At 70.7% G+C, this 26,657-nt stretch carries 28 protein-coding genes and 4 pseudogenes; 11 read left to right on the top strand and 21 right to left on the bottom strand.

The features are described from left to right. Positions 1–90: 90 nt before the first annotated feature. Positions 91–735, bottom strand: coding sequence for a pyridoxamine 5'-phosphate oxidase family protein (locus AB3K78_RS04000; RefSeq protein ID WP_416446377.1), 645 nt, complete (start codon positions 733–735; stop codon positions 91–93). 144 nt (positions 736–879) lie between these two features. On the opposite strand from AB3K78_RS04000, the gene AB3K78_RS03995 reads away from it, so the two are divergent. Beyond that, positions 880–2,343 carry a PLP-dependent aminotransferase family protein gene (locus AB3K78_RS03995; RefSeq protein ID WP_416446376.1) on the top strand — a complete coding sequence of 488 codons (1,464 nt, stop codon included), beginning with the start codon at positions 880–882 and terminating at the stop codon, positions 2,341–2,343. A 27-nt stretch (positions 2,344–2,370) separates the two neighbouring features. Here the strand turns inward: AB3K78_RS03995 and AB3K78_RS03990 are convergent, their stop codons facing one another. Both AB3K78_RS03990 and AB3K78_RS03985 read right to left on the bottom strand, forming a co-directional pair. Beyond that, positions 2,371–2,811, bottom strand: a complete 441-nt coding sequence (locus tag AB3K78_RS03990; RefSeq protein WP_416446375.1) for a VOC family protein — start codon at positions 2,809–2,811, stop codon at positions 2,371–2,373. A gap of 127 nt (positions 2,812–2,938) precedes the next feature. Next, positions 2,939–3,481 (bottom strand): hypothetical protein, encoded by a 543-nt coding sequence (locus AB3K78_RS03985; protein ID WP_416446373.1) that lies wholly within the window; start codon positions 3,479–3,481, stop codon positions 2,939–2,941. 123 nt (positions 3,482–3,604) lie between these two features. Between AB3K78_RS03985 and AB3K78_RS03980 the strand changes: the two genes are divergently transcribed. From AB3K78_RS03980 to AB3K78_RS03965, 4 genes are all read left to right on the top strand, one after another. Further along, complete coding sequence (locus tag AB3K78_RS03980) at positions 3,605–4,237, top strand: DJ-1/PfpI family protein (RefSeq protein ID WP_416446371.1); 633 nt, start codon at positions 3,605–3,607, stop codon at positions 4,235–4,237. Then, complete coding sequence (locus AB3K78_RS03975; RefSeq protein WP_416446369.1) at positions 4,218–4,697, top strand: MarR family winged helix-turn-helix transcriptional regulator; 480 nt, start codon at positions 4,218–4,220, stop codon at positions 4,695–4,697. The genes AB3K78_RS03980 and AB3K78_RS03975 overlap by 20 nt, the downstream gene beginning before the upstream one ends. Next, on the top strand, positions 4,690–5,205 hold the full coding sequence (locus tag AB3K78_RS03970; RefSeq protein ID WP_416446367.1) for a DUF1648 domain-containing protein: 516 nt from the start codon (positions 4,690–4,692) through the stop codon (positions 5,203–5,205). The genes AB3K78_RS03975 and AB3K78_RS03970 overlap by 8 nt, the downstream gene beginning before the upstream one ends. Positions 5,206–5,272: 67 nt before the next feature. Then, positions 5,273–5,902 carry a GyrI-like domain-containing protein gene (locus AB3K78_RS03965; RefSeq protein ID WP_416446365.1) on the top strand — a complete coding sequence of 210 codons (630 nt, stop codon included), beginning with the start codon at positions 5,273–5,275 and terminating at the stop codon, positions 5,900–5,902. Here the strand turns inward: AB3K78_RS03965 and AB3K78_RS03960 are convergent. From AB3K78_RS03960 to AB3K78_RS03925, 8 genes and pseudogenes are all read right to left on the bottom strand, one after another. Further along, positions 5,872–6,876: a hypothetical protein gene (locus AB3K78_RS03960; RefSeq protein ID WP_416446363.1), complete on the bottom strand. Its 1,005-nt coding sequence runs from the start codon at positions 6,874–6,876 to the stop codon at positions 5,872–5,874. The genes AB3K78_RS03965 and AB3K78_RS03960 overlap by 31 nt on opposite strands. A gap of 108 nt (positions 6,877–6,984) precedes the next feature. Further along, positions 6,985–7,554, bottom strand: coding sequence for a cysteine hydrolase family protein (locus AB3K78_RS03955; protein ID WP_416446361.1), 570 nt, complete (start codon positions 7,552–7,554; stop codon positions 6,985–6,987). A 49-nt stretch (positions 7,555–7,603) separates the two neighbouring features. Continuing rightward, positions 7,604–8,566, bottom strand: a complete 963-nt coding sequence (gene mutM / locus AB3K78_RS03950) for a bifunctional DNA-formamidopyrimidine glycosylase/DNA-(apurinic or apyrimidinic site) lyase (RefSeq protein WP_416446359.1) — start codon at positions 8,564–8,566, stop codon at positions 7,604–7,606. Positions 8,567–8,578: 12 nt separating this feature from the next. After that, positions 8,579–9,310, bottom strand: coding sequence for a ribonuclease III (gene rnc / locus AB3K78_RS03945; RefSeq protein ID WP_416446357.1), 732 nt, complete (start codon positions 9,308–9,310; stop codon positions 8,579–8,581). Positions 9,311–9,333: 23 nt separating this feature from the next. Further along, positions 9,334–9,536 (bottom strand): annotated as a pseudogene (gene rpmF / locus AB3K78_RS03940) (50S ribosomal protein L32). Between the two features lie 11 nt (positions 9,537–9,547). Further along, the gene (locus tag AB3K78_RS03935; protein WP_231580793.1) at positions 9,548–10,102 is read right to left on the bottom strand and encodes a YceD family protein; all 555 of its coding nucleotides are present in this window, start codon (positions 10,100–10,102) and stop codon (positions 9,548–9,550) included. Positions 10,103–10,119: 17 nt separating this feature from the next. Continuing rightward, positions 10,120–10,614, bottom strand: a complete 495-nt coding sequence (gene coaD / locus AB3K78_RS03930; RefSeq protein ID WP_416446355.1) for a pantetheine-phosphate adenylyltransferase — start codon at positions 10,612–10,614, stop codon at positions 10,120–10,122. A gap of 164 nt (positions 10,615–10,778) precedes the next feature. After that, a pseudogene (locus tag AB3K78_RS03925) lies at positions 10,779–12,961 on the bottom strand (ATP-dependent DNA helicase RecG). 187 nt (positions 12,962–13,148) lie between these two features. On the opposite strand from AB3K78_RS03925, the gene AB3K78_RS03920 reads away from it, so the two are divergent. After that, on the top strand, positions 13,149–13,649 hold the full coding sequence (locus AB3K78_RS03920) for an RsmD family RNA methyltransferase (protein ID WP_416446353.1): 501 nt from the start codon (positions 13,149–13,151) through the stop codon (positions 13,647–13,649). Positions 13,650–13,713: 64 nt separating this feature from the next. Here the strand turns inward: AB3K78_RS03920 and AB3K78_RS03915 are convergent, their stop codons facing one another. Together AB3K78_RS03915 and gabT are read right to left on the bottom strand one after the other, a co-directional pair. Then, complete coding sequence (locus tag AB3K78_RS03915) at positions 13,714–15,180, bottom strand: NAD-dependent succinate-semialdehyde dehydrogenase (RefSeq protein ID WP_416446351.1); 1,467 nt, start codon at positions 15,178–15,180, stop codon at positions 13,714–13,716. A gap of 106 nt (positions 15,181–15,286) precedes the next feature. Continuing rightward, positions 15,287–16,630 (bottom strand): 4-aminobutyrate--2-oxoglutarate transaminase, encoded by a 1,344-nt coding sequence (gabT, locus tag AB3K78_RS03910; protein WP_416446349.1) that lies wholly within the window; start codon positions 16,628–16,630, stop codon positions 15,287–15,289. A gap of 157 nt (positions 16,631–16,787) precedes the next feature. On the opposite strand from gabT, the gene AB3K78_RS03905 reads away from it, so the two are divergent. Genes AB3K78_RS03905 through AB3K78_RS03895 form a run of 3 tightly spaced genes read left to right on the top strand, consistent with a single transcriptional unit; the run spans position 16,788 to position 18,363 of the window. Further along, a complete protein-coding gene (locus AB3K78_RS03905) occupies positions 16,788–17,348 on the top strand; it encodes a PucR family transcriptional regulator ligand-binding domain-containing protein (protein ID WP_416446347.1) in 561 nt (186 codons plus the stop codon). Continuing rightward, a complete protein-coding gene (locus AB3K78_RS03900) occupies positions 17,339–17,761 on the top strand; it encodes a hypothetical protein (RefSeq protein ID WP_416446345.1) in 423 nt (140 codons plus the stop codon). The genes AB3K78_RS03905 and AB3K78_RS03900 overlap by 10 nt, the downstream gene beginning before the upstream one ends. Further along, the gene (locus tag AB3K78_RS03895) at positions 17,758–18,363 is read left to right on the top strand and encodes a PucR family transcriptional regulator (RefSeq protein WP_416446343.1); all 606 of its coding nucleotides are present in this window, start codon (positions 17,758–17,760) and stop codon (positions 18,361–18,363) included. Before AB3K78_RS03900 ends, AB3K78_RS03895 begins: the two co-directional genes overlap by 4 nt. 8 nt (positions 18,364–18,371) lie before the next feature. On the opposite strand, the gene AB3K78_RS03890 is transcribed toward AB3K78_RS03895, so the two are convergent. The 3 genes from AB3K78_RS03890 to AB3K78_RS03880 form a co-directional block, all read right to left on the bottom strand. Further along, entirely contained in the window at positions 18,372–19,016 is a 645-nt protein-coding gene (locus AB3K78_RS03890) for an SIMPL domain-containing protein (protein ID WP_416446341.1), read from the bottom strand. Positions 19,017–19,087: 71 nt separating this feature from the next. Continuing rightward, the gene (locus AB3K78_RS03885) at positions 19,088–19,408 is read right to left on the bottom strand and encodes a hypothetical protein (protein ID WP_416446339.1); all 321 of its coding nucleotides are present in this window, start codon (positions 19,406–19,408) and stop codon (positions 19,088–19,090) included. Then, entirely contained in the window at positions 19,405–20,121 is a 717-nt protein-coding gene (locus tag AB3K78_RS03880) for a thiamine-phosphate kinase (protein ID WP_416446337.1), read from the bottom strand. Before AB3K78_RS03880 ends, AB3K78_RS03885 begins: the two co-directional genes overlap by 4 nt. A gap of 92 nt (positions 20,122–20,213) precedes the next feature. On the opposite strand from AB3K78_RS03880, the gene AB3K78_RS03875 reads away from it, so the two are divergent. Together AB3K78_RS03875 and AB3K78_RS03870 are read left to right on the top strand one after the other, a co-directional pair. Further along, positions 20,214–20,603 (top strand): DUF3515 family protein, encoded by a 390-nt coding sequence (locus tag AB3K78_RS03875; protein WP_416446335.1) that lies wholly within the window; start codon positions 20,214–20,216, stop codon positions 20,601–20,603. Further along, positions 20,600–20,731: a hypothetical protein gene (locus AB3K78_RS03870; protein WP_416446333.1), complete on the top strand. Its 132-nt coding sequence runs from the start codon at positions 20,600–20,602 to the stop codon at positions 20,729–20,731. The genes AB3K78_RS03875 and AB3K78_RS03870 overlap by 4 nt, the downstream gene beginning before the upstream one ends. Before the next feature lie 343 nt (positions 20,732–21,074). Here the strand turns inward: AB3K78_RS03870 and AB3K78_RS03865 are convergent, their stop codons facing one another. The 5 genes and pseudogenes from AB3K78_RS03865 to murA form a co-directional block, all read right to left on the bottom strand. Continuing rightward, on the bottom strand, positions 21,075–21,905 hold the full coding sequence (locus tag AB3K78_RS03865) for an endonuclease domain-containing protein (protein ID WP_416446332.1): 831 nt from the start codon (positions 21,903–21,905) through the stop codon (positions 21,075–21,077). A gap of 325 nt (positions 21,906–22,230) precedes the next feature. Next, positions 22,231–23,273: pseudogene (locus AB3K78_RS03860) on the bottom strand (D-alanine--D-alanine ligase family protein). Further along, a pseudogene (locus AB3K78_RS03855) lies at positions 23,233–24,381 on the bottom strand (NAD(P)H-dependent glycerol-3-phosphate dehydrogenase); the annotation flags it as partial. The pseudogenes AB3K78_RS03860 and AB3K78_RS03855, both read right to left, overlap by 41 nt. Positions 24,382–24,452: 71 nt before the next feature. Next, a complete protein-coding gene (locus tag AB3K78_RS03850) occupies positions 24,453–25,220 on the bottom strand; it encodes a lysophospholipid acyltransferase family protein (protein WP_416446331.1) in 768 nt (255 codons plus the stop codon). A gap of 66 nt (positions 25,221–25,286) precedes the next feature. Further along, a complete protein-coding gene (gene murA / locus AB3K78_RS03845) occupies positions 25,287–26,648 on the bottom strand; it encodes a UDP-N-acetylglucosamine 1-carboxyvinyltransferase (protein ID WP_416447299.1) in 1,362 nt (453 codons plus the stop codon). Positions 26,649–26,657 lie beyond the last annotated feature (9 nt).

Below are 26,657 nucleotides of genomic sequence, written 5' to 3'. Positions count from 1 at the left end.
CCGCCCGCGACCGTTGCCGCACTGGGGAAACGGTACCGGATCGGCGCGGAATCGGCATGATCCCGCGCCGATCCGGGGCGCCCGTGGGCGCTAGAGGATCCGTTCCGGATGCGCAAGCAGCTCGCGCACCGACGCGGGCGGCTCGATGCCGTCGCGCAGGTCGGGCGCCGCCTCGGCGGTCGCGCTCGGAGCGCCGAAGCGCACGAATCCGGCCCAGGCATCGCCCGCGATGTCGGACTCCTCGTCCTCGGGCCAGTCGGCCGAGACCCGCAGCGACCAGCGCTCGATCGGCATCGCGAGCGCGACGGTCGCCGCCAGCTCCTTCCTGCTCGACGGTCGCACCTCCGCGCTGCGGTTCGGGATGAAGCGGTCGGAGAGCGCATCGAGCACCGCCGGTTTGTCCGCCGGCTCGATCGTCTCGAACCGGCCGAAGAGCATGGCGCTGCGGTACAGCATCGACGACTCGAAGGTGCTGCGCGCGACGACCACGCCGTCCAGCTTCGTCACCGTCACACTGACCTCCTGCGCGGCGATCGCGCGCATCCAGCGCGAACCCGTCGAGCCGTGGATCACCAGTCGGTCATGGATCACGGCGAAGCCGGTCGGGAACACGACCGCCCGCCCCTCGACGACGAGGCCGACGTGCGCCAGCACGGTCGAGCCGAGCAGCTCGTCGAGCACGGCGCGTTCCGTCGACATCTTCTCGGGCATGCGTTGCGAGACGAGACTGGGCATTCCGGGATCCTCCTGGGGTCGTTCGGCGTGAGTGCCGCACCCAGGATCGCTGCGAAAGCGGTCCCGCACGAAGTCCGATTCGATACGATTTGCGAGGACCGATCCTGTCGGCGGGCAGGATCACGATGCGCACGGGAGGCCGCAATGCTGGATGCCTCGATCTGGATCGGACTCGATCGCGGATCCGAAGAGTCGCTGGCGGCGCAGCTCGTCCGCCAGCTCCGCGACCGGATCCTCTCGGGCGACCTCCGCGAGGGCGAGGCGATCCCCTCGTCCCGGGCCCTCGCCGAATCGCTCGGCGTCGCGCGCTCGGTCGTCGTACGCGCCTACGAGCAGCTCGGCGGCGAGGGATACCTCGATCCCCGCCTCGGCTCCGCGACCCGGGTCGCCGCCGGCATCGTCCCGGCGGCGGCACCGGTACCGGCTTCCGCGCCGGAGTCGGCGAACCCGGTGCGGGAACGTGTGAGGCCGGAGCCGCCGGTCGCGCCGAGCCGGGCGACGACCCCCGCGGAGGATCCGATCGATCTGCGCACCGGTCACCCCTACGCCCCGCCGCTCGTCCCCGAGGAGTGGCGCAGGGCCCTCGCGGTCGCGGCTCGCGACCCCCTCCGCTCGTACGCGCCGCCGCCCCTCGGCGAATGGCGTCTCCGCGAGCAGATCGCCCTGCATCTCCGCCGGTCGCGCGGAGTGGCGTGCACGACCGAGGATGTGATCGTGACCTCGGGGACCTCCGACGCCCTCCTGCTCGTCTCGCTCGCGCTGGGGGCCGGCGCACGCATCGCCACGGAGGATCCCGGCTACCCCGAGGCGTCGGCCGTGTTCGAGACCGCCGGCCTGCGCGTCGAGCCGCTCCCCGTCGGCGAGCGCGGCCTCCTGCCGGATCTCCTCGGCGCGATGCGCACGCGCCCCGACGCCGCACTCGTCACGCCCAGCCATCAGTTCCCGCTCGGCGGCCGGATGACCGCGCCCGATCGGACCGCCCTCGTCTCGCTGGCCGCCCGCACCGGGACCCTGATCGTCGAGGACGACTACGACAGCGAGTTCCGGCACCTCGGTGCCGCGCTCCCCGCGATCGCCGCGCTCGATCCCGGCGGAGTCGTGGTGCACATCGGGAGCCTGAACAAGACGCTGTCGCCGTCCCTGCGCTGCGGGTACCTCGTCGCCACCTCGGGGAGCCCGATCCACGATCGACTGACGCGCACCCGCACCGTGCTCGGCCCCACCGTGCCGCTCGTCACCCAGTCGGCGCTCGCGGCGTTCTTCGCGTCGGGCGGGCTGCGCCGATACGTGGCGCGCACGCGTCGCGAGTACCGGCACCGCCGCGCCCTGCTGCTCGAGCGGTTCGCCGAGCACGGCCTCGCCGATCGGCTCTCCGGGCTCGACGGCGGTCTGCACGCCGTGCTGCGCCTACCTTCCGGGCTCAGCGGTGCAGAGGCCGTGGAGGCATTGGAATCGCGCGGGGTGCTCGTGGAGACCGTCGCCCAGTTCTCGAGCCGCCCCCGAGCCGACGACGCCCTCGCGATCGGCTACGGCGCGGCGACGGCGGTCCGACTCGACCGGGGGCTCCGCGCCGTGATCGAAGTCGTGGGCGAGGCGCGCGGACGCTAGTTGGCGGGCCCGCGCGGATCTCGCCGCCTACTTCGCCCCAGGATCGGGCTCGTGGATCCCGAAGACGTTGTTCTCGGTATCGAGGAAGTAGCCCTGCCAGGCCATGCCGGGGAGCGCGTATTTCGGCATCGCGAGCGTGCCGCCCGCAGAGACGATGCGTTCGGCCGTCTCGTCGAAGGAGGCGACCCCCATCGTGAGCACCCCGCCGCCGACCGGGGCTCCGGGCTCGGGATTCTCGCCGTGCCGCTGCATGATCGCGCCGTCGATCCCGGGACCCTCACCCGTGCGCAGGCCGAAGTACGGCATGCCCGCGTACTCGGTCCAGTCCTCGGACTGCCAGCCGAAGACTTCGGCGTAGAAGGCCACCGCCCGAGCCGGATCCGCCGCGTGGATCTCGAAGTGGACCGGGCGTCCGTTGCCGTAGGAGACTTCCTCCCCGGACGCGGCGCTCTCGACCTGATCGTTCACGATAACTCCTCCTCGCTGAGCAGTGGACGCCCGCCGATCGCGAGCACGCTTCATTCTGCTCCCGGTCGGGACCCGAGGGGAAGCCTCGGAATCAGGCGCGCTCGGCCCGCAGCGCGGCGCTGCACGCTCAGCCCGCGAAGGGATCGGTGCCGAACGTCCCTCCGGCGGCGAAGAACGACACCGCGGCATAGGCCAGCACGACCACCCCGACCACCGGCCAGCAGACTCGGGATCCGTTCCGCGTCGTGCTCCAGATCGCCAGCGGCATCCCGACCGCGCAGGCGACGAACGCGGGCGGGCAGTAGACGAGGAAGAGGGCGCCCCAGCCGTGGAACGCGCTGGCCGCCAGGGCGACGAGCACGAACACCGAGGCGACCGCGAGCCCGAGGAGGAAGCCCTGGCTGATCGGCGAGAAGTGGCGCAGGCGCGGGCCCGTCACGAAGACGATCACGCCGGCGAGCGCCGGGACGCACACGAGGGGATGCACAGCGAGTCCCGACAGCCCGGAGAATCCGACCAGCCCGCCATTCGACCCGAGCAGGAGCAGCAGACCGGCCATGGTCGCAGTGCACACCGCGAGCCAGGCGCGCCAAGCCATGCCCCAGCGCGAACGCCGCCTCCACGGATGGTCGAGACGAACGCCGGGCTCGACCGGGTGCAGATCCACCATGCGGCCAAACTAGCAGTACGGTTTCGCCGCACCCCAGTGCACCGCGCGGATCGCGGATCGCATTCGCCGTTGCGCATGTGACAGCATGCTGTCACGATGAGGGCACGGACCCGAGGAGGCACCATGCACCCCGCCAAGATCGCCCTGTACGCCACCGACACCATGGCCGACTGGGAGTACGCGTACCTCACCACGCAGCTCTCCGACGCCGAGCAGATGAAGCCGGGCCGGTTCTCGCTCGTCATCGTCGGCGACGGTCTCGCGGCCGTCACGTCGATGGGCGGGCTCCCCATCGCGCCGTCCGCCGACCTGGCCGACATCGTCGACGACGAGTCCCTCGCCGCGCTCGTGATCCCCGGCGGCGACCGTTACGAGACCGGCCACGAACGGCTCGTCGAGACCACGCGCGCACTGCTCGCCCGGGACGTTCCGATCGCCGCGATCTGCGGAGCCACGTTCCTGCTCGCCCGCAACGGTCTGCTCGACGCGCGCGATCACACCTCCAACGCCGCCGAATACCTGCAGATGACGGGCTACGCCGGCGGCGAGCGCTACCGCGACGCGCCCGTCGTCACCGACGGCGGCATCACCACCGCGAGCGGGATCCGCCCCGTCCCGTTCACCGCGGAGGTGATGCGGCGCGTCGGCCTGTTCCCCGACGACGTGATCGACGCGTGGGAGCAGCTCAACCTGACGGCCGATCCGCGGTACTTCCAGGCCTGGATGGAGGCCGCCGATGCCTGGCAGAAGTCCTGAGGGCGACGCGCTCACCACGCTCGTCCTGCCGGCGTTCGAACTGAACGGCGAGTTCCTGAGCGCGGCCGCGATGATCAGCGCACCGCATCAGCTCACCCCGGCGCAGTGGCAGGTGCTCGGCGCCGCCCTCGAGGACCCGATCCCGGTGGCCGAGATCGCGCGCCGGATCGGCCTCGGCCTCACCCGGCAGAGCGTCCAGCGCGTCGCCAACGACGTGGTGGAGGCCGGCTGGGCGGAGTGGATCGACAACCCGCAGCACCAACGCGCCAAACTGCTGGAACCGACTTCCTCGGGCCGCTCGGCGGTCGCCGCGATGGCGGCCGAGCAGCACGCGTGGGCGGATCACGTCGGCGCCGCGGTCGGCCGCTCCGACTTGGCTGAGCTGAGCCGCCTGATCCCGCGGGTGATCGCCGCGTCGCGGGAGTACCGCGAGTCGGCTGCGGGTGGGCGCGATGCCTGATGGCGGAGGTGACGGGTCGCGCCGTGCACTCAGTGCGCACCGTGCGCTCTCGGGGCTTCGTGTCGCGACGCTGGCTTGCATCGGCTGCGTCGCGCTCACGATCCTGATCGCATTCCCGAGCGTTCCCGAGACGGTGCCCGTGCACTTCGGGCCCTCGGGAGCGGCCGACGCCCGGGGACCGCGGGCGACCGTGTTCGCCCCGCTCGCGATCCTCGTGGTGCTCAGCAGCGCACTGTTCTGGGCTTCGGGAGACCCGAAGCGGGTCCTGAAGCCGGACGAGCGGTCTCCCGGGCGCGCAGAGCGGCGGGCGCGGATCGCCTGCCAGACGCTCATCCTGGCGAACGCAGGGATCGCGATACTCCTCGGCGGCCTGCTGCTCTCGATGACGTTCGGCTGGACCGCGGCGCCGCTCCTCCTGGCCGGAGCATCCCTGCTCCTCATCGCGGTGGGATCCGGCATCTGGCGCACCCTGCGCGCCTCAATGCCCCATCGAACGGACTCAAATTGACCATTCACGGCGCCGAAAGGTCAAATTGAGTCCGTTCGATGTCGGTGGCGGGAGCTACGCTGACGCCATGGCAGAGAAGATCGACTTCAAGCGCAGCCTCGCGTCCTACCGTGCCCCGCGCGGCCGATTCGAGATCATCGACGTCCCCGAGCGCTGGTACCTCATGATCGACGGCCACGGCGACCCCAACTCCGAGGTCGCCACCGAGGCGATCGCCGCGCTCTACCCGGTGGCCTACGCGATGAAGTTCGCGAGCGCTCGCGAGCTCGACCGCGACTACGTCGTACCGCCGCTCGAGGCGCTCTGGTGGGCGGACGACATGGAGTCCTTCACCTCGGCCCGCGACAAGTCGCAGTGGGACTGGACCATGATGCTCCTGATGCCCGACTGGGTCGACGAACAGCGATTCGCCGCGGCGGTCTCCGCGGCGAGCGCCAAGAAGGACGCCGCCACCCGCATCGGCGATGTCCGCCGCGAGTCGCTCACCGAGGGCCGCTGCGTGCAGACCCTGCACATCGGCTCCTACGACGATGAGGCCGACACGCTCGCAGAGCTCCACGAGCGGTTCATCCCCGGGCAGGGGCTGCGCATGACGGGCCGGCACCACGAGGTCTACCTCGGGGATCCGCGCCGCACGGCCCCCGAGAAACTGCGCACGATCCTGCGTCAGCCGGTGACGGACGCCGGCACGGCCTGACGCCGGTAGCGGGTCAGCCCCGACCGCACTTCGCGCGCGCTCGACACGTCCTCGAGCCCGGCCGCTTCGAGCAGCCGCTTCGTACGGCGCGACAGCTCGGGCAGGTTCGGTGCGACCTCCGGCGGCTGCTTCGCGACTCCGACGATGAGGGATCGCTGTTCCCCGCGCGCGCTGAGCTCGATCCGCGCGTACTCGGATCCCCGCCGCCAGAGGAGCTCGTCGAGCTGCGCATAGCCGCACTCGAACACGTCGTCTCCGACTTCGAGTCGCAGGCGCCGGTCTCCGAAGAGGATCGAGCAGCGGCGGCTGCGGGCGCGGAACATCGCGCTGATGATCGCGTAGAGCGGCAGCCCGATCACCAGCGCGAACGAAATGATCACCATCATCGGGCCCGCGTTCATGGCCGCCGGGAATGCGAGCATGAGTCCCGCTCCCAGCAGGCTCGCCACGATGATCGTGCCGACGATCACGCCGGCGAGTGCTCCGAAGCGCATCGGCGCAGCGGAGAATCGCACGATCGCGCCGTCGCTCTCGGCAGCCTCCCACTCGGGCAGGCGGCGCTCGACCGGTGCGCCGCTGACCTTGACGAGCGCCGTGACCGTGTGGAGCAGCGCGAGCACCAGCCAGGCGACAGCGACGAGCCCGGCCATCTGGAGCGCGAAGAACACACCCCAGCCCGATTCCGGCAGAATTCCGGCTCTCGTCAGCGGCTTCGTCCAGAGGAACATCGCCCAGATCGTGAGCGCGATCGCCGCGACCGCGCCGACGTGGAGCACGATCCGGATGCGGAACGCCTCGACCCGGTTCAGCCCGTCGAGGATCGCGTGACCCGCGAACCATCCGCCGAGCAGGGTGAGCAGGAACGGCACGATCCAGTCATCGCTGAGTCCGAAGCTCTCGGTCGCGAAGAGCACGGAGGCCGCGGCGATGAGCAGGGCAGCCCAGACGATCGGCTTGCCGAAGATCCTGCGCACCGCTCAGCCCGCTCCGCCGTGTTCACCCATGGTCCACGAGTCTATTCCGTGATCCGAGTCCGGGTTCTCCTGCGAAGATGCCCGGGCTTTTCATCCGTCGGGAGGGGCTCACCCCGCTGGGGCGATGATCTCCCGGGTGCGCAGCACCGTCGCGAACTCGCCGTGCAGGCTCGTCGCGGTAGCCTCCGACAGCGCCTCAGCGGAGATCAGGACACCGCCCGGCGAGCGCCGCTCGAAGGTGTGCGTGGCGTCGATGGCGAAGACGGTGTCGTAGCCGAGGTTCCCGGCCATGCGCGCGGTGGTCTCGCAGCAGTGGTTCGTCGTGATCCCGCAGATCACGAGTTGCGAGATGTCCTCCTGGCGCAGCCAGGCGTCGAGATCGGGCGTTCCGTAGAAGCCGGAGTTGACCTGCTTGCGCACCAGGAGGTCGGGATCGCCGGTGACGCAGTCCTTGAACGCGTGGCCGGGCTGGCCCGGGCGCAGCGGCGACTCCGGATTCGCGGAGTCGTGCTGCACGAACACGAGCGGCCACTCCTGCGCCCGCCAGTGCGCGATCAGCGCGGCGATGTTCGCCTCGCACTCGGGATTGTCGCGCCTTCCCCAGAACACGGCGTCGTCGAAGCCGCGCTGCACGTCGATCACGATGAGGGCGGGTCTCGCCGAGGGGGTCCACTGCATGCTTGCACGATAGCGCAGCGACCGCGCATCACCGCCCCCGCTGGGCCGGCTACGAACGCCGCCGCTGGCACCTCGGGCAGAAGTGGGATCCGCGGTTCATGAACGCGACCCGCGTGATCGGCGTGCCGCAGCGCGGGCACGGCTCCCCCGTGCGCCCGTAGGCGTTCAGGCTGTGGGCGAAGTACCCCGCCTGCCCGTTCACGTTGACGTACTGCGCGTCGAAGCTCGTGCCGCCCTCCGCGAGGGCCTTCGCGAACACCTCGCGCACGTGGACGAGCAGCTCAGACGCCTTCGCTGCTCCGATGCGGGTGCCCGCGGTCTCCGGGTGCAGACGCGCACGCCACAGCGCCTCGTCCGCGTAGATGTTGCCGACGCCGCTGATGAGCCCCTGGTCGAGCAGCTGGCGCTTCACCGCGACCGGCCGGGCGCGCAACCGCGCGACGAACAGGCCGTCGTCGAACGCCGGGTCGAGCGGGTCGCGGGCGATGTGCGCCGCCTGCCCCGGGATCAGCGCCTCCGCTGCACCGCGACCGGCGGCGAGACCGTCGTCGGTCGCCACGAGCTCGTCGATAGCGAGGGAACCGAACAGCCGCTGATCCGCGAAGTCGAGGCGCAGCTCCCCGTGCTCGGGATGCTCGATCCAGAGCCGCACGCGCACGTGCGCATCGTCGGGCGCGTCGTGGGCGCGCAGCAGCATCTGCCCGCTCATGCCGAGATGGGCGAGCAGCGCGACCGGAGGGCCGCCGATGATCGGTACCCACAGGAACTTGCCGCGCCGTGCGGGCGCGGCGAACCAGGCCCCGACGATGCGGCGTTCGAAGTCCGCGGCGCGAGCCGACGCCGCCGCCGTGTCGAGGCTCACGCCCACACCGCCGACGCCGACTTCGCCCGCGAGCGGGACGTGGCGCTTCAGCGCGCGCGCATCACGCACCTCGGCCGCCACGACCCTCGCGCCGCTCAGCGCGGGCGCGAGGCCGGCTCTGACCACCTCGACCTCGGGAAGTTCGGGCATCGCGCGCCCCGACTACGTGCCGCTGCGCAGCTGCGCGACGGCGTCGCGGGCGGCCGCGAGCTCGGCGGCCTTCTTGCTGGTGCCCCGGCCGGTGCCGACGGCGCCGGCGAGCTCGACGCGCGCGGTGAAGCGGCGGTCGTGATCGGGCCCCTCGCCCGTGACCTCGTAAGCCGGGTGCGGCAGGCCGCGCGCGGCCGCCTCCTCCTGCAGCGAGGTCTTGGGGTCGAGCGCGACCGTGAAACGGTCGGGATCCTCGAGCAGCGGCGCGATGAGTTCGCGCACGAACTGCGCCGCGGTCTCCGGATCGGTCGACAGGTAGACGGCGCCGATGGTGGCTTCGACGGTGTCCGCGAGGATCGAGTCCTTGTCGCGACCGCCCGTCAGCTCCTCGCCCTTGCCGAGACGCAGCTCGGCACCGAGGCCGAGCCCGCGGGCGACCTCGGCGAGCGCCACCGTCGACACGAGCGCGGCACGCCGCTTGGCGAGCTCGCCCTCCGACAGATCCGGGTAGTCGCGGTACAGCTTGACCGTGACCGCCTGGCCGAGGATCGAGTCGCCGAGGAACTCGAGGCGCTCGTTGTGCGGCGCGCCCCCGTGCTCGTAGGCCCAGGAGCGATGCGTCAGGGCGAGCTGCAGCAGCTCGGGATCGACCGCGACGCCGAACGATGAAAGAAAGCCGCCGGGCTCCCCGAAGGGGATCCCGGCGGCATCATGTGTTGCGAAGTCATGCACTCGCGACGACATCACGAGGATGTCGTGCCATCAGCTCAGACGTCAGCGACCTTGCGGCCCTTGTACTCGAGGAACAGGGGGTGCCCTGCGAGTCCTCGACCACGCGAGCGCGGTGCGGGAGGCTGTAGACGGTCTTACCGTTCTCGACGGTCTTGACCAGCTTCGGGGCCTCGGCCTTCCACGCCGAACGGCGGTGACGGGTGTTCGAACGCGACATCTTCCGCTTGGGAACAGCCATGATGTTCTCTCCTACTTGCTATCCGGCGCGGGCTGTTCGCCCTCGCCACGGTCTGGGTCGGCCACAAAATCGGCCAGCATCGCCCACCGCGGATCGACATCCACGCTGGACACGGCTGCAGCTCCGGCCTCGCGCAGCTCACCGGACTCGGGATCGAGCCCCGGGCAGTCCGGGCGACACACAGGCTGGAACGGAAGTGCAAGCACTACCGCGTCTCGGAGCGGAGGTTCAAGATCCACGTGATCACCGTGAACCTCATACTCGTCGGCCTCCGAAGGAGTATACGCGAAAAGCTCTTGAAAATCGACTTCGAACGGTTCGGTGAACTGCGTGAGGCAGCGGCCGCACTCCGCGTGCATGGTGGTGCGGGCGGTTGCGGAGACGAGGATGCCCTCGTGGACGGATTCCAGGCGCACCGCGAGGTCGAGCTGCTCGCCCGCCGGAATGCGGGCCAGGGCCTCGCCGAGCTGGTCGGGAACCTCGAGGGTGCGCTCCCGCTCCCGCATCTCGCCGGGGCGATTGATGAGGTCGCGGATGTTCTCCTGATAGACGCGGGTGTGATTCACCGATCCAGGCTACCGGATCAGGCTGGGCGCGTCTTCTCGAGGTAGCGGCCGACGGCCGGGGGCACATAGGAGGCCACGTCGCCGCCGAGCGCCGCGACCTGGCGCACGAGCGAGCTCGATACGTGGGCATGCCCGGGGTCCGGCAGCAGGAACACGGTCTCGACGTTCGCGAGACTGCGATTCATCAGCACCATCGGAGTCTCGTAGGCCACGTCGATCTGCGAGCGGATGCCCTTCACGAGGACCGAAGCCCCTACCTCGACGCAGTAGTCGACCAGCAGGCCGACCGACCACGAGGCGACGACCACGTTGCTCGGGATCGTCTCGTCCTCGTCGATGGAACGCTGCAGCAGATTGACCCGCTCGGCGATGGGGAGCATGGCGTGCTTGTCTGGGTTGTGGACGACGAGCACATGGACCTGGTCGAAGATCGCGGCGGCCCGGCGGATCACGTCGAGGTGTCCGAGGGTCACCGGGTCGAAGGATCCGGGAACGACGGCGATTCTGCTCATGCGGCCAGCCTAGAGGCTCGGATATCGACGCCGCGGCATTTTGCGGCTTCGCGCAGAATTCGTTCAGCGGTGCCGGTTCGACGTGCACGATTGATCGCAGATCCTGCGACGCGACGGCGTGTCGCAGGCGGTCGCACCGGGCTCGCGGGTCGGCTCTGCGCCCGTCAGGACTTCGCGAGATTGTCGAGGTGGTCCTGATCCCCCGCGATGAGCGCGGCGAGCAGCGGGGCCCCCGGAGCTCGGGATCCGCATCGAGCAGCGCGGCGGCGACGTCGCGCGCGCGCGCGATCAGCTCGCCGTGCTCCACCACGCGCAGGAGCCGCAGGGTCGAGCGTCCGCCCGACTGCTCGGTGCCGAGGATGTCGCCCTCGCGGCGCAGTTCGAGGTCGACCTCGGCGAGCACGAAGCCGTCGCGCGTGCCCGCGACCGCGTCGAGGCGTTCGCGGGCCACCGTGCCCTCCGCGGCGGTGGTGAGCAGCAGGCAGAGCCCCGGGTGCTCGCCCCGGCCGACCCTGCCGCGCAGCTGATGCAGCTGCGAGATGCCGAATCGGTCGGCGTCGCGCACGACCATCATCGACGCGTTCGGCACGTTGACGCCCACCTCGATGACGGTGGTGGCGACGAGCAGCTGGATCTCGCCGGCCGAGAAGGCCCGCATGACGGCGTCCTTCTCGTCGGGCTTCATCGCGCCGGTGAGGCCGGCGGTCGCGATCCCGGCGAAGTCGGGGCGCGATCGGAGCTCCGCCAGCGTGTCCTCGACGTTGGAGATGCGGGTCGCGGCTCCCCCGCCGCTCTCCGGCTCCACCGGCCCGGGATCTTCGACGCCCTCCTCCTTCGCACCCGCCGCGATCGCCGGGCACACGACGTAGACCTGCCGCCCGGCGGCGATCTCCTCGAGGGATCGGAGCCAGGCTCGGTCGGCCCACTTCGGCCGCTCGAGCACGGGGACCACGAAGGTCTCGATGCCCTGACGCCCGGCCGGAAGGTCGCGGATCGCGGTCACCTCGAGGTCGCCGAAGGCCGTAAGCGCCACGGTACGGGGAATCGGCGTCGCGGTCATGGCGAGCACGTGCGGCTCGTCCCCCTTGCGCCGCAGGGTCTCCCGCTGCTCGACGCCGAACCGGTGCTGCTCGTCGATGACGACGAGGCCCAGGTCGGCGAAGGTGACGTTCTCGCTGAGCAGCGCGTGCGTGCCGACGACGATCCGGGCCGACCCGGCGGCGGTCGAGAGCAGCGCGCGCTTGCGCTCGGAGACCGGCATCTTGCTGGTCAGCAGCACCGGGTTCAGCAGCGGAGCGAGTTCGGGCCCCAGCGACTCGACGATCGATCGCAGGTGCTGCGCGGCGAGCACCTCGGTCGGCGCGAGCAGGGCGCTCTGCCCGCCGCTCTCGGCGACCTGGAGCATGGCGCGCAACGCGACCAGGGTCTTGCCCGAGCCCACCTCGCCCTGCAGCAGGCGGTGCATGGGGTGCGGCTGCGAGAGCTCCTCGGCGATGGTGGCGCCGGCGGCGCGCTGCCCGGCCGTCAGCTCGAACGGCAGTGCCGCGTCGAAGCGGTCGAGGAATCCGCCGGACTTCGGCGGCCGCGGCGCGCTCGGCGCGATGCCGGCGCGGCGCCTGCGATCGAGCAGCGCCAGCTGCAGTTCGAACGCCTCCCGGAACCGCAGGCTCTGCTGCGCCCGCTGCCAGTCGTTGGTGCGCTGCGGACGGTGCACGAGCTCGAAGGCCTCGCGCAGGTCCAGGATCCCCTCGGCGTCGCGGATCGACCGCGGCAGCGGGTCCTCGATGGGCCCGAGCGCGTCGAGCGCGAGCCCGACCGCGCGCTGGATGGTCCAGCTGGGCAGCTGCCCGGTCGCGGGATAGATGGGGATCGGGGTCTCGGACCAGGCCTTCGCCGCCGCCTCGTCGAGTTCGGCGCCGTTCGTCACCGCGTCGTCGTCGAGCAGTTCGTAGTCGGGGTGCTGCAGTTGCAGCTGCCCCCGGTACTCGCTGACCTTGCCCGCGAAGATGGCGCGCTTGCCCGGCAGCAGTTCGTTCGAACGCCACGCCTGGTTGAAGAAGGTGAGCGAGAGGAAGCCGGTGCCGTCGGTGATGCGCACCTCGAGCAGCTTGCCGTTGCGGCGTTGCATGCGCCGCTCGCGCACGTCGAGCACCTGCGCGACGACGGTGATCTGCTCGCCCACCGGCAGACCGGTGAGCGCGGTGAGCTCGCCCCGGCGGGAGTACCGCCGCGGCACGTGCAGCAGCAGCTCGCCCACCGTGCGCATCTCGAACGCGCGCTGGAGGGCCTGGGCCGTGCGGCCGCCCACGACTCCCTCGAGTCGGGTCTCCAGGCTCGTGTCGTTCACAGCTCCAGGCTATCGGGCACCTCCGACAGCGAGCCCGCCCCTGGCACGCGAGCCGGCACGCGGAGCCGAGCGGGAGGCGAGCGAGCACGACCGGGTACGCTCGTCCGGTGACCAGAATCATCGCCGGAGCTGCAGGATCCCTCAGGCTTGAAGTCCCCGGGCGGGCACCCGCCCGACCAGCGACCGGGTGCGCGAGGCGATCTTCTCGGCGCTCGATTCGTGGGGCCTCGTCGCAGGCGCGCGCGTGCTCGACCTCTACGCGGGCTCCGGCGCGCTCGGTCTCGAGGCCATCAGCCGAGGAGCGGCGCGCGCGGCGCTGGTCGAGAAGCATCCGCAGGCGGCGCAGGTCGCGGGCCGCAACGCGCGCACCGTGCTCGACGCGTTCCGCACGGCGAGCACTTCGCCCGAGGTCGACGTCGCGCGCCAGTCGGTGCAGCACTTCCTCGACGAACAGGCACCGGTCGCCGCCTGGGACGCGATCCTGCTGGATCCGCCCTACGACCTGAGCGAGGAGGAGCTGGCGGCGAACCTCGCGGCGCTCCCTCCCCTGCTGGATCCCGACGGCGTGGTGCTGGTCGAGCGATCGAGCCGCAGCCCGGAGCCGAGCTGGCCCGAGGGACTCGTCCGGATCCGCGAGAAGCGCTACGGCGAGACCGTGCTCTGGTGGTCGGAGCTCGCCGGGCGCTGACCCCGGAAACGCCGAACGGGCGCCGGAACCCGGAGGTTCCGACGCCCGCTGCGTTCCCGGTGCGTCAGCGCGGGATGAGGGTGTACTTGGTCGAGAGGAACTCGTGGATGCCCTCGGCACCGCCCTCGCGTCCGAGACCCGACTGCTTCACGCCGCCGAACGGAGCCGCCGCGTTCGACACGATGCCCGTGTTGAGGCCCATCATGCCGCTCTCGAGCTTCTCGATCATGCGGTGGCCGCGCGCGATGTTCTCGGTGAACACGTAGCTCACGAGACCGTACTCGGTGTTGTTGGCGATCTCGACGGCCTCGTCCTCGGTCGAGAAGCGGATGATGCCGAGCACCGGTCCGAAGATCTCCTCGCGCATAATCGCGGCCTGGGGGCTGAGCTTGTCGATGACCGTGGGCTGGAAGAAGTTGCCCGGGCCGTCGATGACCTCGCCGCCGGTGACGACGGTGGCGCCGTTCTCGACCGCATCGGCGACGAGACGAGCGGAGTTCGCCACGGCCTTGTCGTCGATGAGGGCGCCGATCTGCACGTCCTCCTCGGCGCCGCGGCCGATCTTGAACGCGGCGACCTTCTCGGCGACCTTCTTCGCGAACTCGTCGGCGACCGACTCGTGCACGATGATGCGGTTCGCGGCGGTGCAGGCCTGGCCGATGTTGCGGAACTTCGCGAGCATCGCACCCTCGACCGCCTTATCGAGATCGGCGTCCTCGAAGACGACGAACGGGGCGTTGCCGCCGAGCTCCATCGAGGTGCGGAGCACGTTCTGCGCCGCGGCCTCGAGCAGCTTGACGCCCACGGGGGTCGAGCCGGTGAAGCTGAGCTTGCGCAGGCGGGTGTCGCTGAGCAGGGCGCTCGACTGGGCGCTGGCCTTCGACGTGGGGACCACGTTGACGACGCCGGCCGGCAGACCGACCTCTTCGAGCAGCTGCACGAAGTAGATGGTGGTCAGCGGGGTGAGCGCTGCGGGCTTGATGACGACGGTGCAGCCGGCCGCGAGCGCGGGGGCGATCTTGCGGGTCGCCATCGCGAGCGGGAAGTTCCACGGCGTGATGAAGTAGCACGGGCCCACGGGGAGGTGCGACACCATCATGGTGCCGGTGCCCTCGGGGTTCTGGCGGTAGTCGCCGTGCACGCGCACTGCCTCTTCCGAGAACCAGCGGAGGAACTCGCCGCCGTAGTTGACCTCGCCGCGGGCCTCGCTGATGGGCTTGCCCATCTCGATGCTCATGAGGAGCGCGAACTCCTCCTTGCGCTCCATGAGGAGGTCGAACGCGCGGCGCAGGATGTTGGAGCGCTCGCGGGTGGGGGTCGCGGCCCACGCGTCCTGGGCGGCGACCGCGGCATCGAGCGCGCGGACGGCGTCCTCGACGCTGGCGTCGGCGATCGACTTGATGACCTCGCCGGTGGCGGGATCCTTGACGTCGAAGGTCGCGTTCGAGGAGGAGGGCTGCCAGGTGCCGGCGATGCCGAGGCCCGACTGGACGCGGTCGAGCAGGTCCTGCTCGTTCTGCTTCAGTGCCATGAGGGGTGTCCTTTCGGTGTTCTGAACTGCGGGTCGAGCGGGCGGTGCGGATCGGGGTCGATCGGTGTTCGAACCCGGATCCGCACCGCCCGCTCGGTGCGCGTCGTTAGTTGGCGGCCAGTGCGTCGGCGACGATCTGGAGGCCCTCGCGGAGCAGCTCGTCGGAGATCGACAGCGGCGGGAGGAAGCGGATCACGTTGCCGTAGGTGCCGCAGGTGAGGAGGATGACGCCCTGCTCGCCGGCGTACTTGGCGATGGCGCCGGTGAGCGCGGCGGCCGGGGTCTTCGAGCCCGACTCGACGAGCTCGATGGCCTGCATGGCGCCGCGTCCGCGGATGTCGCCGATGCGGTCGTCGGTCTTCGCGAGTTCGGTGAAGAACTCCTCGATGATCGCGCCGATCTCGCGGGCGCGCTCGACGAGGTTCTCCTCCTGGTAGGTCTCGATCGTGGCGAGCGCCGCGGCGACCGCGGTCGGGTTGCCGGTGTAGGTGCCGCCGAGGCCGCCCGCGTGCGCCGAGTTCATGATGTCGGCGCGGCCGGTGACCGCCGAGAGCGGCATACCGCCGGCGATGCCCTTCGCGGTGGTGACGAGGTCGGGGATGACGCCCTCGTGGTCGGCGGCGAACATGTCGCCGGTGCGCGCGAAGCCGGTCTGCACCTCGTCGAGGATGAAGACGACCCCGTTGGCGGTCGCCCACTCCTGGATCGCGGGGAGGAAGCCCTCTGCCGGGGCGATGAAGCCGCCCTCGCCCTGGATGGGCTCGATGATGACGGCCGCGGTGTTGGCCGCGCCGACCTGCTTCTCGATCTGGAGGATCGCCTGGGCAGCGGCCTCGGCGCCGGTCAGACCGTCGCGGTAGGGGTAGGACGCGGGGGCGCGGTAGACCTCGGGAGCGAACGGGCCGAAGCCGTCCTTGTAGGGCATGTTCTTCGCGGTCATGCCCATGGTGAGGTTGGTGCGGCCGTGGTACGCGTGGTCGAACACGACGACGGCGTTGCGCTTGGTGAAGTGGCGGGCGATCTTGATCGCGTTCTCGACCGCCTCGGCGCCCGAGTTGAACAGCGCCGAGCGCTTGTCGTGATCGCCGGGGGTCAGCTCGTTGAGCTTCTCGGCGACCTCGACGTAGCCGTCGTAGGGGGTCACGGTGAAGCAGGTGTGGGTGAAGCGCTCGACCTGCGCCTTGACGGCCTCGACGACCTTGGGGGCCGAGTTGCCGACACCGGTCACGGCGATGCCCGAGCCGAGATCGATCAGCGAGTTGCCGTCGACGTCGACGAGCACGCCGCCGCCCGCGGCGACGGTGAAGACGGGGAGCGCGACGCCGACGCCCGAGGCCACGGCCGCGTTCTTGCGAGCGAGCAGTTCCTGCGACTTCGGACCGGGGATCGCGGTCACGAGCTTGCGCTCCTGCGGGAGCGAGGGTCCGCCGATGATGGTGGCGTCGGTCATTGAGTTCCTCCTTGACTCAGTAAACGTCGCGACGGGTCGTCGCGGGTACTGGAGTCAGCTTAGGACCGGTCCGCACGCTCCAGTCGTGCCAGAATGGTGAACGGATCGAGAATCTTTCGCCACTTTGTCGAGAGGCTCCGAGCCAGAGGAGGAACCCGTGCCGATCACCGCTCCCGTCGCCGCGCCGACGGTCCACGCGACCATCGAACTGGGCGAACTGCTGCGCCAGTACCAGCTCGGCCTCGTGCTCATCGCGGGCACCGCCGACGACGCGGGCGAGCGCCCCGTGCAGTGGGTCCACGGCAGCGATCTCGCGGATCCCTCGCCCTTCCTCACACCGAGGACCGTGCTGCTGACGACGGGGGCGCAGTTCCCGGCTCCACCGACCCAGGCGCAGGCCGACGAGTACGTCGACCGGCTCATCGCCGCCGGTGCGACCGCCCTCGGCGTCGCGGCCGGCGTGGTCTGGGACCGCACCCCCGCGACCCTCGTCGCCGCCTGCGACCGTCGGGGCTTCCCCTGGTCCGCGTCCCCTACGACACTCCGTTCATCGCGATCGTGCAGACCGCGGCCCAGCTGCTCGAGGCGCAAGCCCGCGCCCGCGACGTCTGGGCGCTCGACTCCCAACGAGCGGTCTCCACCGCGGCCCTCCAGGAGGACGGCCTCGCCGCGGCGATCCGCGAGGCCGCGACCCGCCTCGGCCGCGGCGTGGCGCTGACCGACCGCTCGGGCAGGATCATCGAGGCCGCCCCCGCATCGGCCCGCACCCGGCTGAGCGCCGAGTGGATCCGATCCGAGGCGCGAGAGCTCGTGGAGCGCGGGATCCGTTCCGGCCGCTCACGCGACCGGGACGGCGTGGGCGTGCAGTTGCAGACCCTCGGGCGCGCGCAGCGCCTCATGGGCGTGCTGCTGGTCGAGGGTTCCGGCGTGCCCGACACCGCCGAGCGCACCCTCATCGGCCTCGTCGCCGCACTCGCGACGGTGCAGCTGGAGCACCGGATCGGCGTCGACGCCGCCGAGACCGCGCTGCGCGGTTCCGTGGTGCGCCTGCTGCTCGCGGGCCGCGGCGAACTCGCCGCCGAGATCTCGACGGGGATCCTGCCCAGGCTCCCCGCGGCCAGATCGCGGTGATCCTCACCGACTCGTTCGAGCGCTCCTCGGTGCCCGCCGGCACCCCGATCGACGATCTGCGATCCATCGCGGCCGGCCGCGCGGGCGTGCTCACGGCCCCGCGCGGCGGCGGCGCGATCGTGATCTGCGAGGCGTCCGAGCTCTCCCCGGTGCTGCGGATCGTGCGCGAGCACGGTATCGCCGCCGGTGTCTCCGAACGCGGGGCGATGGCCGATCTCGACCGCCTGATCGAGCAGGCGGATCAGGCGCTCGAACGCGCACGGGTGGCGGGCGGCGGGCAGACCGTCGAGTACCGTCCGTCGATGCAGGCCGGAGTGCTGCGGCTGCTCGACGCCGACCCCGAGGCACGCCGCGCAGCGGAGGGGCTGCTCGCACCCGTGCGGCAGCACGACGCCAAGCACGGGGACTCGATCGCCGAGAGCCTCCGGGTGTGGCTCGCGCACCACGGCCAGACGAGCCCCGCCGCCGCCGCGCTCGGCGTGCACCGGCACACGCTGCGCGCGCGGGTCCAGACGGCGGAGAGCCTGCTGCAGCGCAGCCTCGACGACCCCGATACCCGGGCCGAACTGTGGGCGGCGCTGCGCGTGATCGGCGAGGGCTGAGTCCTCGACTAGGCGGAGCGGAAGACGAGGGTGACGCTCGCCGACACCTCCAGTTGCCCCTCCGTCACGACGACCGCGGGCGAAGCCGCACGGGCGAAGCGCGCGTCGGCGAAGGTCGCGCCCCCGCTACCGCCCGCGGAACCCGGCTCACGCACCTCGAGCACGGCGCCCAGCGTCGTCCCGACCGCCACGGCGTAGTCCTCGGCACGATCCCGCGCATCGGCCACGGCCTCGCGGCGCAGCTCGCTCTCGACACCGCGGCGGAGCTCGTCGCTCAGCCGCCACTCGACGCTCGGATCGGCCCCGGTCGTCGCGAGCTCCGCGGTGAGTTCGCCGACCAGATCGAGGCGGAGGAGCAGCGCACGCACGCTCGCACCCGCGTAGTGTTCGGTGCGCCGCGAGCCGTCCTGCTCCCACGAGCTGCTCGACGTCGTGAGCGGATCCGCTTCGAAGCGCTCCGCCTCCCCGGCCTCGACGAGCGCCTCGGCGCGACGCACGAGCGCGGCATGCAGTTCGGCAGCGCGCCGGACGGCATCCTCGCGGTTCGCGTCGGTCACTGAGACGCGCAGGTGCAGCGTCGCCCGGTCGGCCGCGAGCGTGCGCGCCGCGGTCCCGGTGGTGATGATCTCGGTGGTCGTCGGCTCGATCGTCATGGCGCCTCCCGCGAAGATTCGCGCCCGCCGACGGCGGGCCGCCCGTCCATTGTGCCGCAGCCGGCTCGGCGTCAGCCGTCTCCGGGCCAGCGGACCAGGTAGGGGTCCCAGCCGCGCGGTTCGTGCGGGCGTCCGCCGACCAGCAGGGGCGCCGACCGCGGACGCACCCGACCGATCGCCGAGAACCCCGCGGGCAGCCGAACGAGCGCCGGGAAGACCGCCAGGAGGCCGTGGTCCTCGCCGCCGCTGAGCATCGCGTCGAGCGGGATCCGCTCGCCGTCCCGCTCGCCGAATGCGGCCTCGAGCCGGCGCGGATCCAGGTCGACCGTGACCCCGCTCGCTTCGCCGAGGCGGGCCGCGTCGAGCGCGAGCCCGTCCGAGACGTCCATCATCGCCGTCGCGCCGCGCTTCGCGGCCTCGATCCCGAGCCCGATCGGCGGCGACGGTGCCAACTGCGCGGCCAGTGCCTCGGGGTGCTCGGCCCACAGCTCGCCCAGCGTGCGGTCGTGCGCTTCCCCCGGGTCGTCGCGGCCCGGTCGAAGAGCAGCGAGAGCCCGAGTCCCGCGAGCCCCAGATCGCCCGCGTACGCCACCACGTCGCCCGCGTGCGCGCCCGAGCGCAGTACCGGGCGCCGTCCGCCGAGGTCCCCCAGCGCGGTGACCGCGGCGGTGAGCACGGGCGCACGCCCCAGGTCCCCGCCCACCACGCCGCAGCCGGGCGCCAGTGTGCGGCACGCCGCGTCGAGCCCCTCGGCGAGCCGTTCCAGATACGCGACGGGCAGGTCGGCCGGGCAGGCGATCGAGACCGTGAGACCGATCGGCCGCGCTCCCATCGCCGCCACGTCCGACAGGTTGGTGGCCGCGAGCTTCCATCCGAGTTCGAAACCGCTGTGCCAGGCGCGCCGGAAGTCGGGGCCTTCGACCATCGTGTCGCTCGTGACGACGATCTCGCCGCGCGGACGCAGCACCGCCGCGTCGTCCCCGGGGCCGACCGTCGCGGTCGCCGCGGGAGAGAGCCGCTCGAGGATCCGCGCGAGCAGCCCCGATTCGCCGAGTTCCTCGACCGTGTGGCCGGTCTCGGCGCGATCGACGGGCGGATTCTGCATGGGTTCAATCTATCGGGGCCGACTCGGGACTCCGGCTCGGCGTCACCAGACGCGCTCAGACTCGGCCCCCGCGGGGAGGCTACGCTGGACGGGTGCGATCCCTTTCCTTCCCCGCAGGACCTCGGCGCGCGTTCGCGCTTTCGGCAACGGCCGTCGTGGCGGTGGGGTTGAGCCTCGGGCTCACGGGCTGCGCGGGCGAGGTGCCGATGGATCCCGCGAAGGACGCGAACAACCCGCGCTGCGCCGACGTGACCGTTCGGCTCCCCGCCACCATCGGCGACTTCCAGAAGCGCACCACCAACGCGCAGTCGACGGGCGCGTGGGGCGACCCCGCCACCGTGCTGCTGCGCTGCGGGATCGAATCGACCGGGCCGACCACTCAGGAGTGCGTCGCCGTCGACGGCGTCGACTGGATCATCGACCGCTCGCGCGCGCCCTCTACCGTTTCGAAGCCTACGGGCGCAGCCCCGGCCTCGAGGTGATCGTCGATTCCAAGAAGGCGTCGGGTACCGAGGCGGTGCAGGAGCTGGGCGCGGTCGCCAAGCTGCTCCCCCAGACCCGCAAGTGCTCGAGCATCTCGGACTCGCTCGACCTCTCGAAGCTGCAGTAGACGCGGGCTGGTCGGCGAAACGGCGGCCTCGCTCTTCTGCCGCTTCCCAACGCTCCTCGTCTCGATCCTTCTCGCCTTCACGCTCCTACCGGGCAGGTTTCGGGCCGTGTTGGCCTCACAGCTGCTCGCGTACTCCGAACTGCGCGGCCAGATGAACCTGAGCATTCAGCCTGATTCGGGCGTTCAGCCGGATTCGGGCGTTCAGCCGGACGATTTCTTCCCTGCGATCCGGCGGAGCGCTCAAATCCGGCTGAGCGCTCGGATCGGCAGAGCGTTCAGAACGGAGATCCGAGCACCGGACTTGATCGCAACCACGCGCTCCATCTGTCGTCTGATCCGCCCGCTACCCACGCGCAAGATGTTCGCCCCGTGCGATCGCACCGACGATGAGTTGCTGCACGGTCTCCCACTCGCGCATCACTTGGAAATAGCTCACCCTGATGACCCGGTACCCCCGAAGCGCCAACTGTGCATCGTGCGCGATGTCGGCGTCCCGCTGCGCACCGGTGTGATGAGCACCATCGATCTGCACCACGAGCCGGCTCCCGATCAGCAGATCGACGCGGCGCCCGTGCACCCAGCTCTGCTCGGAGATCGGCACTCCCAACCAACGCAATCGGTGTTTGACCTTGGTCTCGAGTCCCGAATCGGAGAACGGCGTGCACGCCTCGAGAATGCTGCGGGCACGACCGTTGAGCGGCAGCGCGGTCATCGCGGAATAGTCAGTCAGCCCCCGATTGAGCGCGGACTCCCAGATCACCAACGCTTCTTCTCGGGGCTGGCATTGCGCGACCAAGGCGAGCACGTTCTCCTTCGGGTCTTCGAGAACGAACCGGCGCCTCGGAACGAGCGGTCGGTGCCAGTGCACCACCGGGGACGGGCCGCGGATCTTGGCGTTCCGTTGCGGCACCGCCACATGATGGACCGGGTGCGGATCCGTCACCCAGAGCCCCATTCGCTTCGCTTGAGTCACACAGCTCAGCACGACGTGGTGCTGGGCGGCGAACAACAGATCGGAGTCCGTTCCGTGGAGCGCGATCCATCCCCGTTGCGGGCGAAGATATCGCCCCGAAGCGAGGCGGTCCGCGAGTTCGCGACGCGTGCAGCCGAGTTCGATCAGACGGCTGATTCGCGCAATCCCGCCGGTAGTTCTGAGGAGATGTTCGAGGTGCATCGTCCTAGATTGCCCGCGACGCACGCCGCGCACTTCGGATCAGTCAAATCTGTGGACGACCGGCTCGCGTTCCCGCGTTGTGGACGGAGAAAACTGCTGGCGAGCACAGAAGAGACGCGTGCATTCAGCCGGACTTGAGCACTCAGCCGGATTGCCGCGGCGAATTCGTCCGGCTGAGTGCTCAAGTCCGGCTGAATGCACCGCCGCCTCGGAAACGCTCGGGTCGAGACCGGACCGCTCCGAGATCGCCCCCAGGACCAGGAGGGTCCACGGGGTCCGGGATAGCCCGGAGGACCCGCTGCAGGAGATGCAGCGGCGAGCCCGCCTACCGGTGCGTCTCGATCGCGAGTTCCACGAGTTCGGTGATGAGATCCGTGTAGCTGAGCCCCGATTCCTCCCACAGGCGCGGGTACATCGACACGGGGGTGAAGCCCGGCAGCGTGTTGATCTCGTTGAGCACGGGGCCGTCGGCGGTGAGGAAGAAGTCGATGCGCGAGAGCCCGGCGAGCTGGGCCACCTCGAACGCCCGCACGGCCGCATCGCGGATCGCCTCGAACTCGGCCTCGGTGACCTCGGCGGGCAGCGCCAGCTCGACGCCCGCGGCACCGAGGTACTTGGCCTCGAAGTCGTAGAACTCGCGCCCGGTGAAGACGATCTCGCCGATGACGCTGCTGGTGCGCGGGGCGCCGCCGCCGCGTCCCTGCAGCACGGCGATCTCGACCTCGCGGCCGACCACGCCGGACTCGACGAGCACGACCGAGTCCTCGGCGAACGCCAGGTCGAGCGCGGCGGGGATGCCCGCGCGATCCGACACCTTGCTGACGCCGACCGAGGAACCGGCACGGGCCGGCTTGACGAAGAGGGGTAGCTGAGGCCTTCGTCGAGGCGCTCCGTCAGGGAGGGGTCGCGCTCGAGTTCGAACCGGGTCACGGTGCGCCAGGGCGCGACCGCGATGCCCGCATCCGCGAGCACCGTCTTCGCCACGTGCTTGTCCATGGCGAGCGCCGAGCCGAGCACCCCGCTGCCGACGTAGGGCAGGTCGACGAGTTCGAGCATGCCCTGCACGGTGCCGTCCTCGCCGAAGGGGCCGTGCATCATCGGGATGACGGCGTCGACATGGCCGAGCGACCGGAGTCCGCCCTCCTGATCGATCACCGTAAGGCTCCGAGTATCGATCGAGGCCGGCCACAGCACCCGGGTGCCGTTGTCGGCGACGGTGGGCAGCGCGCCCGCCTCGAGACGGAACGAGAGCAGGTCCTCCTCGGGGACGAGCACGGTCGCCCCGCGCTTCGTGATCCCGACGGGGATCACGTCGAACAGCTCGCGGTCGATGGCGCGCAGCACGCCCGCCGCGGTGACGCAGCTGATCTCGTGCTCGCTCGAACGGCCTCCGAAGAGGAGGACGACGGTACGACGGGCGCTCGCGAGCGCTCCCCTTCACTCGGTCGATGAATCGTTTCCAGGCTCCGCGGCGTTCGCCGCCGAGCGACAGTTCGGGTTGCGGTACGCCGTCCTCCGTGGCGAGGTGCGGGCCGAGGTTGCGCGGCGCCATGCGACCGTCGAGCACCATCTGCACCTGTTCGACGATGGGCATCGAGATCCCGCGTTCCCGGGCGAGTTCGAGCACCGGACGCACTGAGGTGATGCCCTCTGCGGTCTGCTGCATCTGCTCCTTGGTCTCGGCCTGGCTGTAGCCCTGGCCGATCAGACGCCCGGCCGTGTTGTTGCGCGACAGCGGCGACTGGCAGGTGGCGATGAGATCGCCAAGTCCGGCGAGCCCGGACATGGTGGTGGGATCGCCGCCCGAGGCCGCTGCGAACTCGGTCATCTCGGCGAGGCCTCGCGTGATGATCGCGGCCTTCGTGTTCTCGCCGTACCCGACACCGTCGACGATGCCGATGGCGAGGGCGATGAGGTTCTTGAGCACGCCGCCGAGCTCGGTGCCGGTGACGTCGGTGTTGACGTAGCCGCGGAAGTAGGAGGTGGAGAACGCGGTCGCGATCTCCTGGGCGACCTCGAGGGAGGCGCAGGAGGCGACCGCGCCGGTCGGCTGCTCCTTCGCGATCTCGAGGGCGAGGTTCGGACCGGAGACCACGGCGATGCGTTCCGGCTCGAGATCGAGCACATCGGCGATGACCTCGCTCATGCGCATGGTCGTGGTGCGCTCGACGCCCTTGACCAGGCTCACGAGGACGCTGCGCCGATCGAGGTAGGGCTCCAGGTCCTCGAGATTCTGGCGCATGGTCTGGCTCGGCACTGCGAGGAACACGAGCGAGGCTCCCGCGAGGGCCTCGGCGAGCGACTCGGTCGCTTTGAGCCCCTTGGGCAGGTTGATGCCCGGCAGATACTGGCTATTGCGCCGGGCGACCGAGATCTCGTGCACGACCTCGGGGCGCCGCGCCCAGATCGTGACATCGCAGTCGGCGTCGGCGAGCACCTTCGCGAAGGTGGTGCCCCAGCTGCCCGCGCCGATCACGGCGACCTTGCGCCCCCGGTTGGGGTTCGGCCGTTTGGATCCGGACCCCGCTGCGGGGGTGGACTTGGTGCTCAAAAACGCCCCGTCTCGCTCTGCTGGTGCTTGCTCGGATCCCAGCGCTCCGGAGGCGCCTGCTCGCCGCGCAGTTCGGCGAGCAGAGCGGTGATGGCCTGCATCAGCGCCTCGGTGGCCTCGGTCACGACACGCTGATCGATCGCGCCCGTGCGGAAGCGGCTCAGATCGAGCGGCTCGCCCACCGACACCCGGATGGTCTTGCGCGGGAAGGGATGGATGCGCTTCGCGTACCGCGGCATCAGCTCCTGCGTGCCCCAGTGCGCCACCGGGATCAGCGGGATCCCGGTTTCGAGCGCGAGCCGCACGGCGCCGCTCTTGCCGCGCATGGGCCAGAGCTCGGGGTCCCGGGTCAGCGTGCCCTCGGGATACACGATGACCCCGGCCTCGCGCTGGATCAGGCCGCCGGCATCGCCCATCGGATTGTTGCCCCCGCGCGATCCCCCGGTGCGCTCCACCGGGATCTGCCCCGAGGAGCGGAGCAGCCAGCCCAGCACCGGCACCTTGAAGAGGCTGGCCTTCGCCATGAAGCGCGGCAGGCGCCCGAGGTGCCAGACCGCTGCGCCCATCGCGACGGGATCGATCTCGCTGTAGTGGTTCGGCGCGAGGATGAACGGACCGGTCTGCGGCAGACGGGACTCCCGGGTGAACCGGTAGCGCACCATCAGGGACCACAGCGGCAGGATCAACGACGCGAGCACCCAGAACATGGATGGCCGTCGCTTCTCGGCCGAGGAGCGGCTCCTCAGCTTCACCGTTTCACGCATGCATCAATTATCGCCGAAGGCGTATGCCTCCGCTGACAGCACGCGGAGAACTGTGGATACCGAGGGTCAGCTCTCGTAGACGAAGTCGGCGCCGAGCAGCCGGAGCTTCTCGATGAAGTTCTCGTATCCGCGCGAGATGATGCCGAGATTCGTCACCCGGGTCTGCCCCTCGGCGGTGAGGCCGGCGATCAGGTAGCTGAAGCCGCCCCGCAGGTCCGGCACCTCGATCTCGGCACCGCTCAGCGGCGACGGACCGGTGATGACGGCGGCCTGCTCGAACTCGCGACGCTTCACGCGTCGGGCGTCGTCGTGGAGGCCGTCCTTGTAGACCTCGATGTCGGCGCCCATCTGGTTCAGCGCGTCGGTGAACCCGAAGCGGTTCTCGTAGACGGTCTCGTGGATGGTCGAGGTGCCCTCGGCCTGCGTGAGCGCCACGACGAGCGGCTGCTGCCAATCGGTCATGAAGCCCGGGTGCACGTCGGTCTCGATGGTGACGGGCTTGAGCTCGCCGCCGGGGTGCCAGAAGCGGATCCCGTCGTCGTGGACCTCGAAGTCGCCGCCGACCTTGCGGAAGACGTTCAGGAAGGTCATCATCTCTTCCTGCTTGGCGCCCCCGACGAACACGTCGCCGCGGGTCGCGAGCGCCGCCGAAGCCCAGCTCGCGGCCTCGTTGCGGTCGAAGATCGCGCGGTGGTCGTAGCCCCGGAGCTCGTCCACGCCCTCGATGAAGATGACGCGGTTCGGCTCGACCGTGATGATCGCGCCCATCTTCTGCAGGATGCAGATGAGGTCGATGATCTCGGGCTCGATCGCCGCGTTGCGCAGCTCGGTCTGCCCCTTGGCGAGCACGCTGGTGAGCAGCACCTGCTCGGTCGCGCCGACCGAGGGGTAGGGCAGCTCGATGTTCGCGCCGTGCAGGCCGTCGGGCGCGCTCAGGCTGATCCCGCTCGGAAGCTTCTCGACGACCGCGCCGAACTTGCGGAGCGCCTCCAGGTGGAAGTCGATCGGACGATCGCCGATGCGGCACCCGCCGAGGTCGGGGATGAACGCCTCGCCGAGGCGGTGCAGCAGCGGGCCGCAGAAGAGGATCGGGATCCGCGAGGAGCCCGCGTGCGCGTCGATGTCGGCGTGGTGCGCCTGCTCGACGTTCGAGGGGTCGAGGTGCCACTCACCCGGATCGTCGCTGCGCGTGATCTGCACGCCGTGCAGCGCCAGGAGTCCGGCGACGATCCGGATGTCGGAGACGTTGGGCACGTTGCGCAGCACGCTCGGCGTCTTGCCGAGCAGCGCCGCGACCATCGCCTTCGGGGCGAGGTTCTTCGCGCCGCGGACCTCGATGCGCCCCCGGAGCGGACGTCCGCCGTTGATCAGGATCTCGTCGGAGGTGAGTCCGACGCGGGCCGCGGCCTTGCGCGCGTCCTGCTTCAGACCGTCGGT

Source organism: Leucobacter sp. HNU (genome assembly GCF_047946755.1).
In the GTDB taxonomy this organism is placed as follows: Bacteria; Actinomycetota; Actinomycetes; order Actinomycetales; family Microbacteriaceae; genus Leucobacter.
Note: the sequence above shows the minus strand (reverse complement) of the source record. Positions and strands in the feature narration are given on the sequence as shown.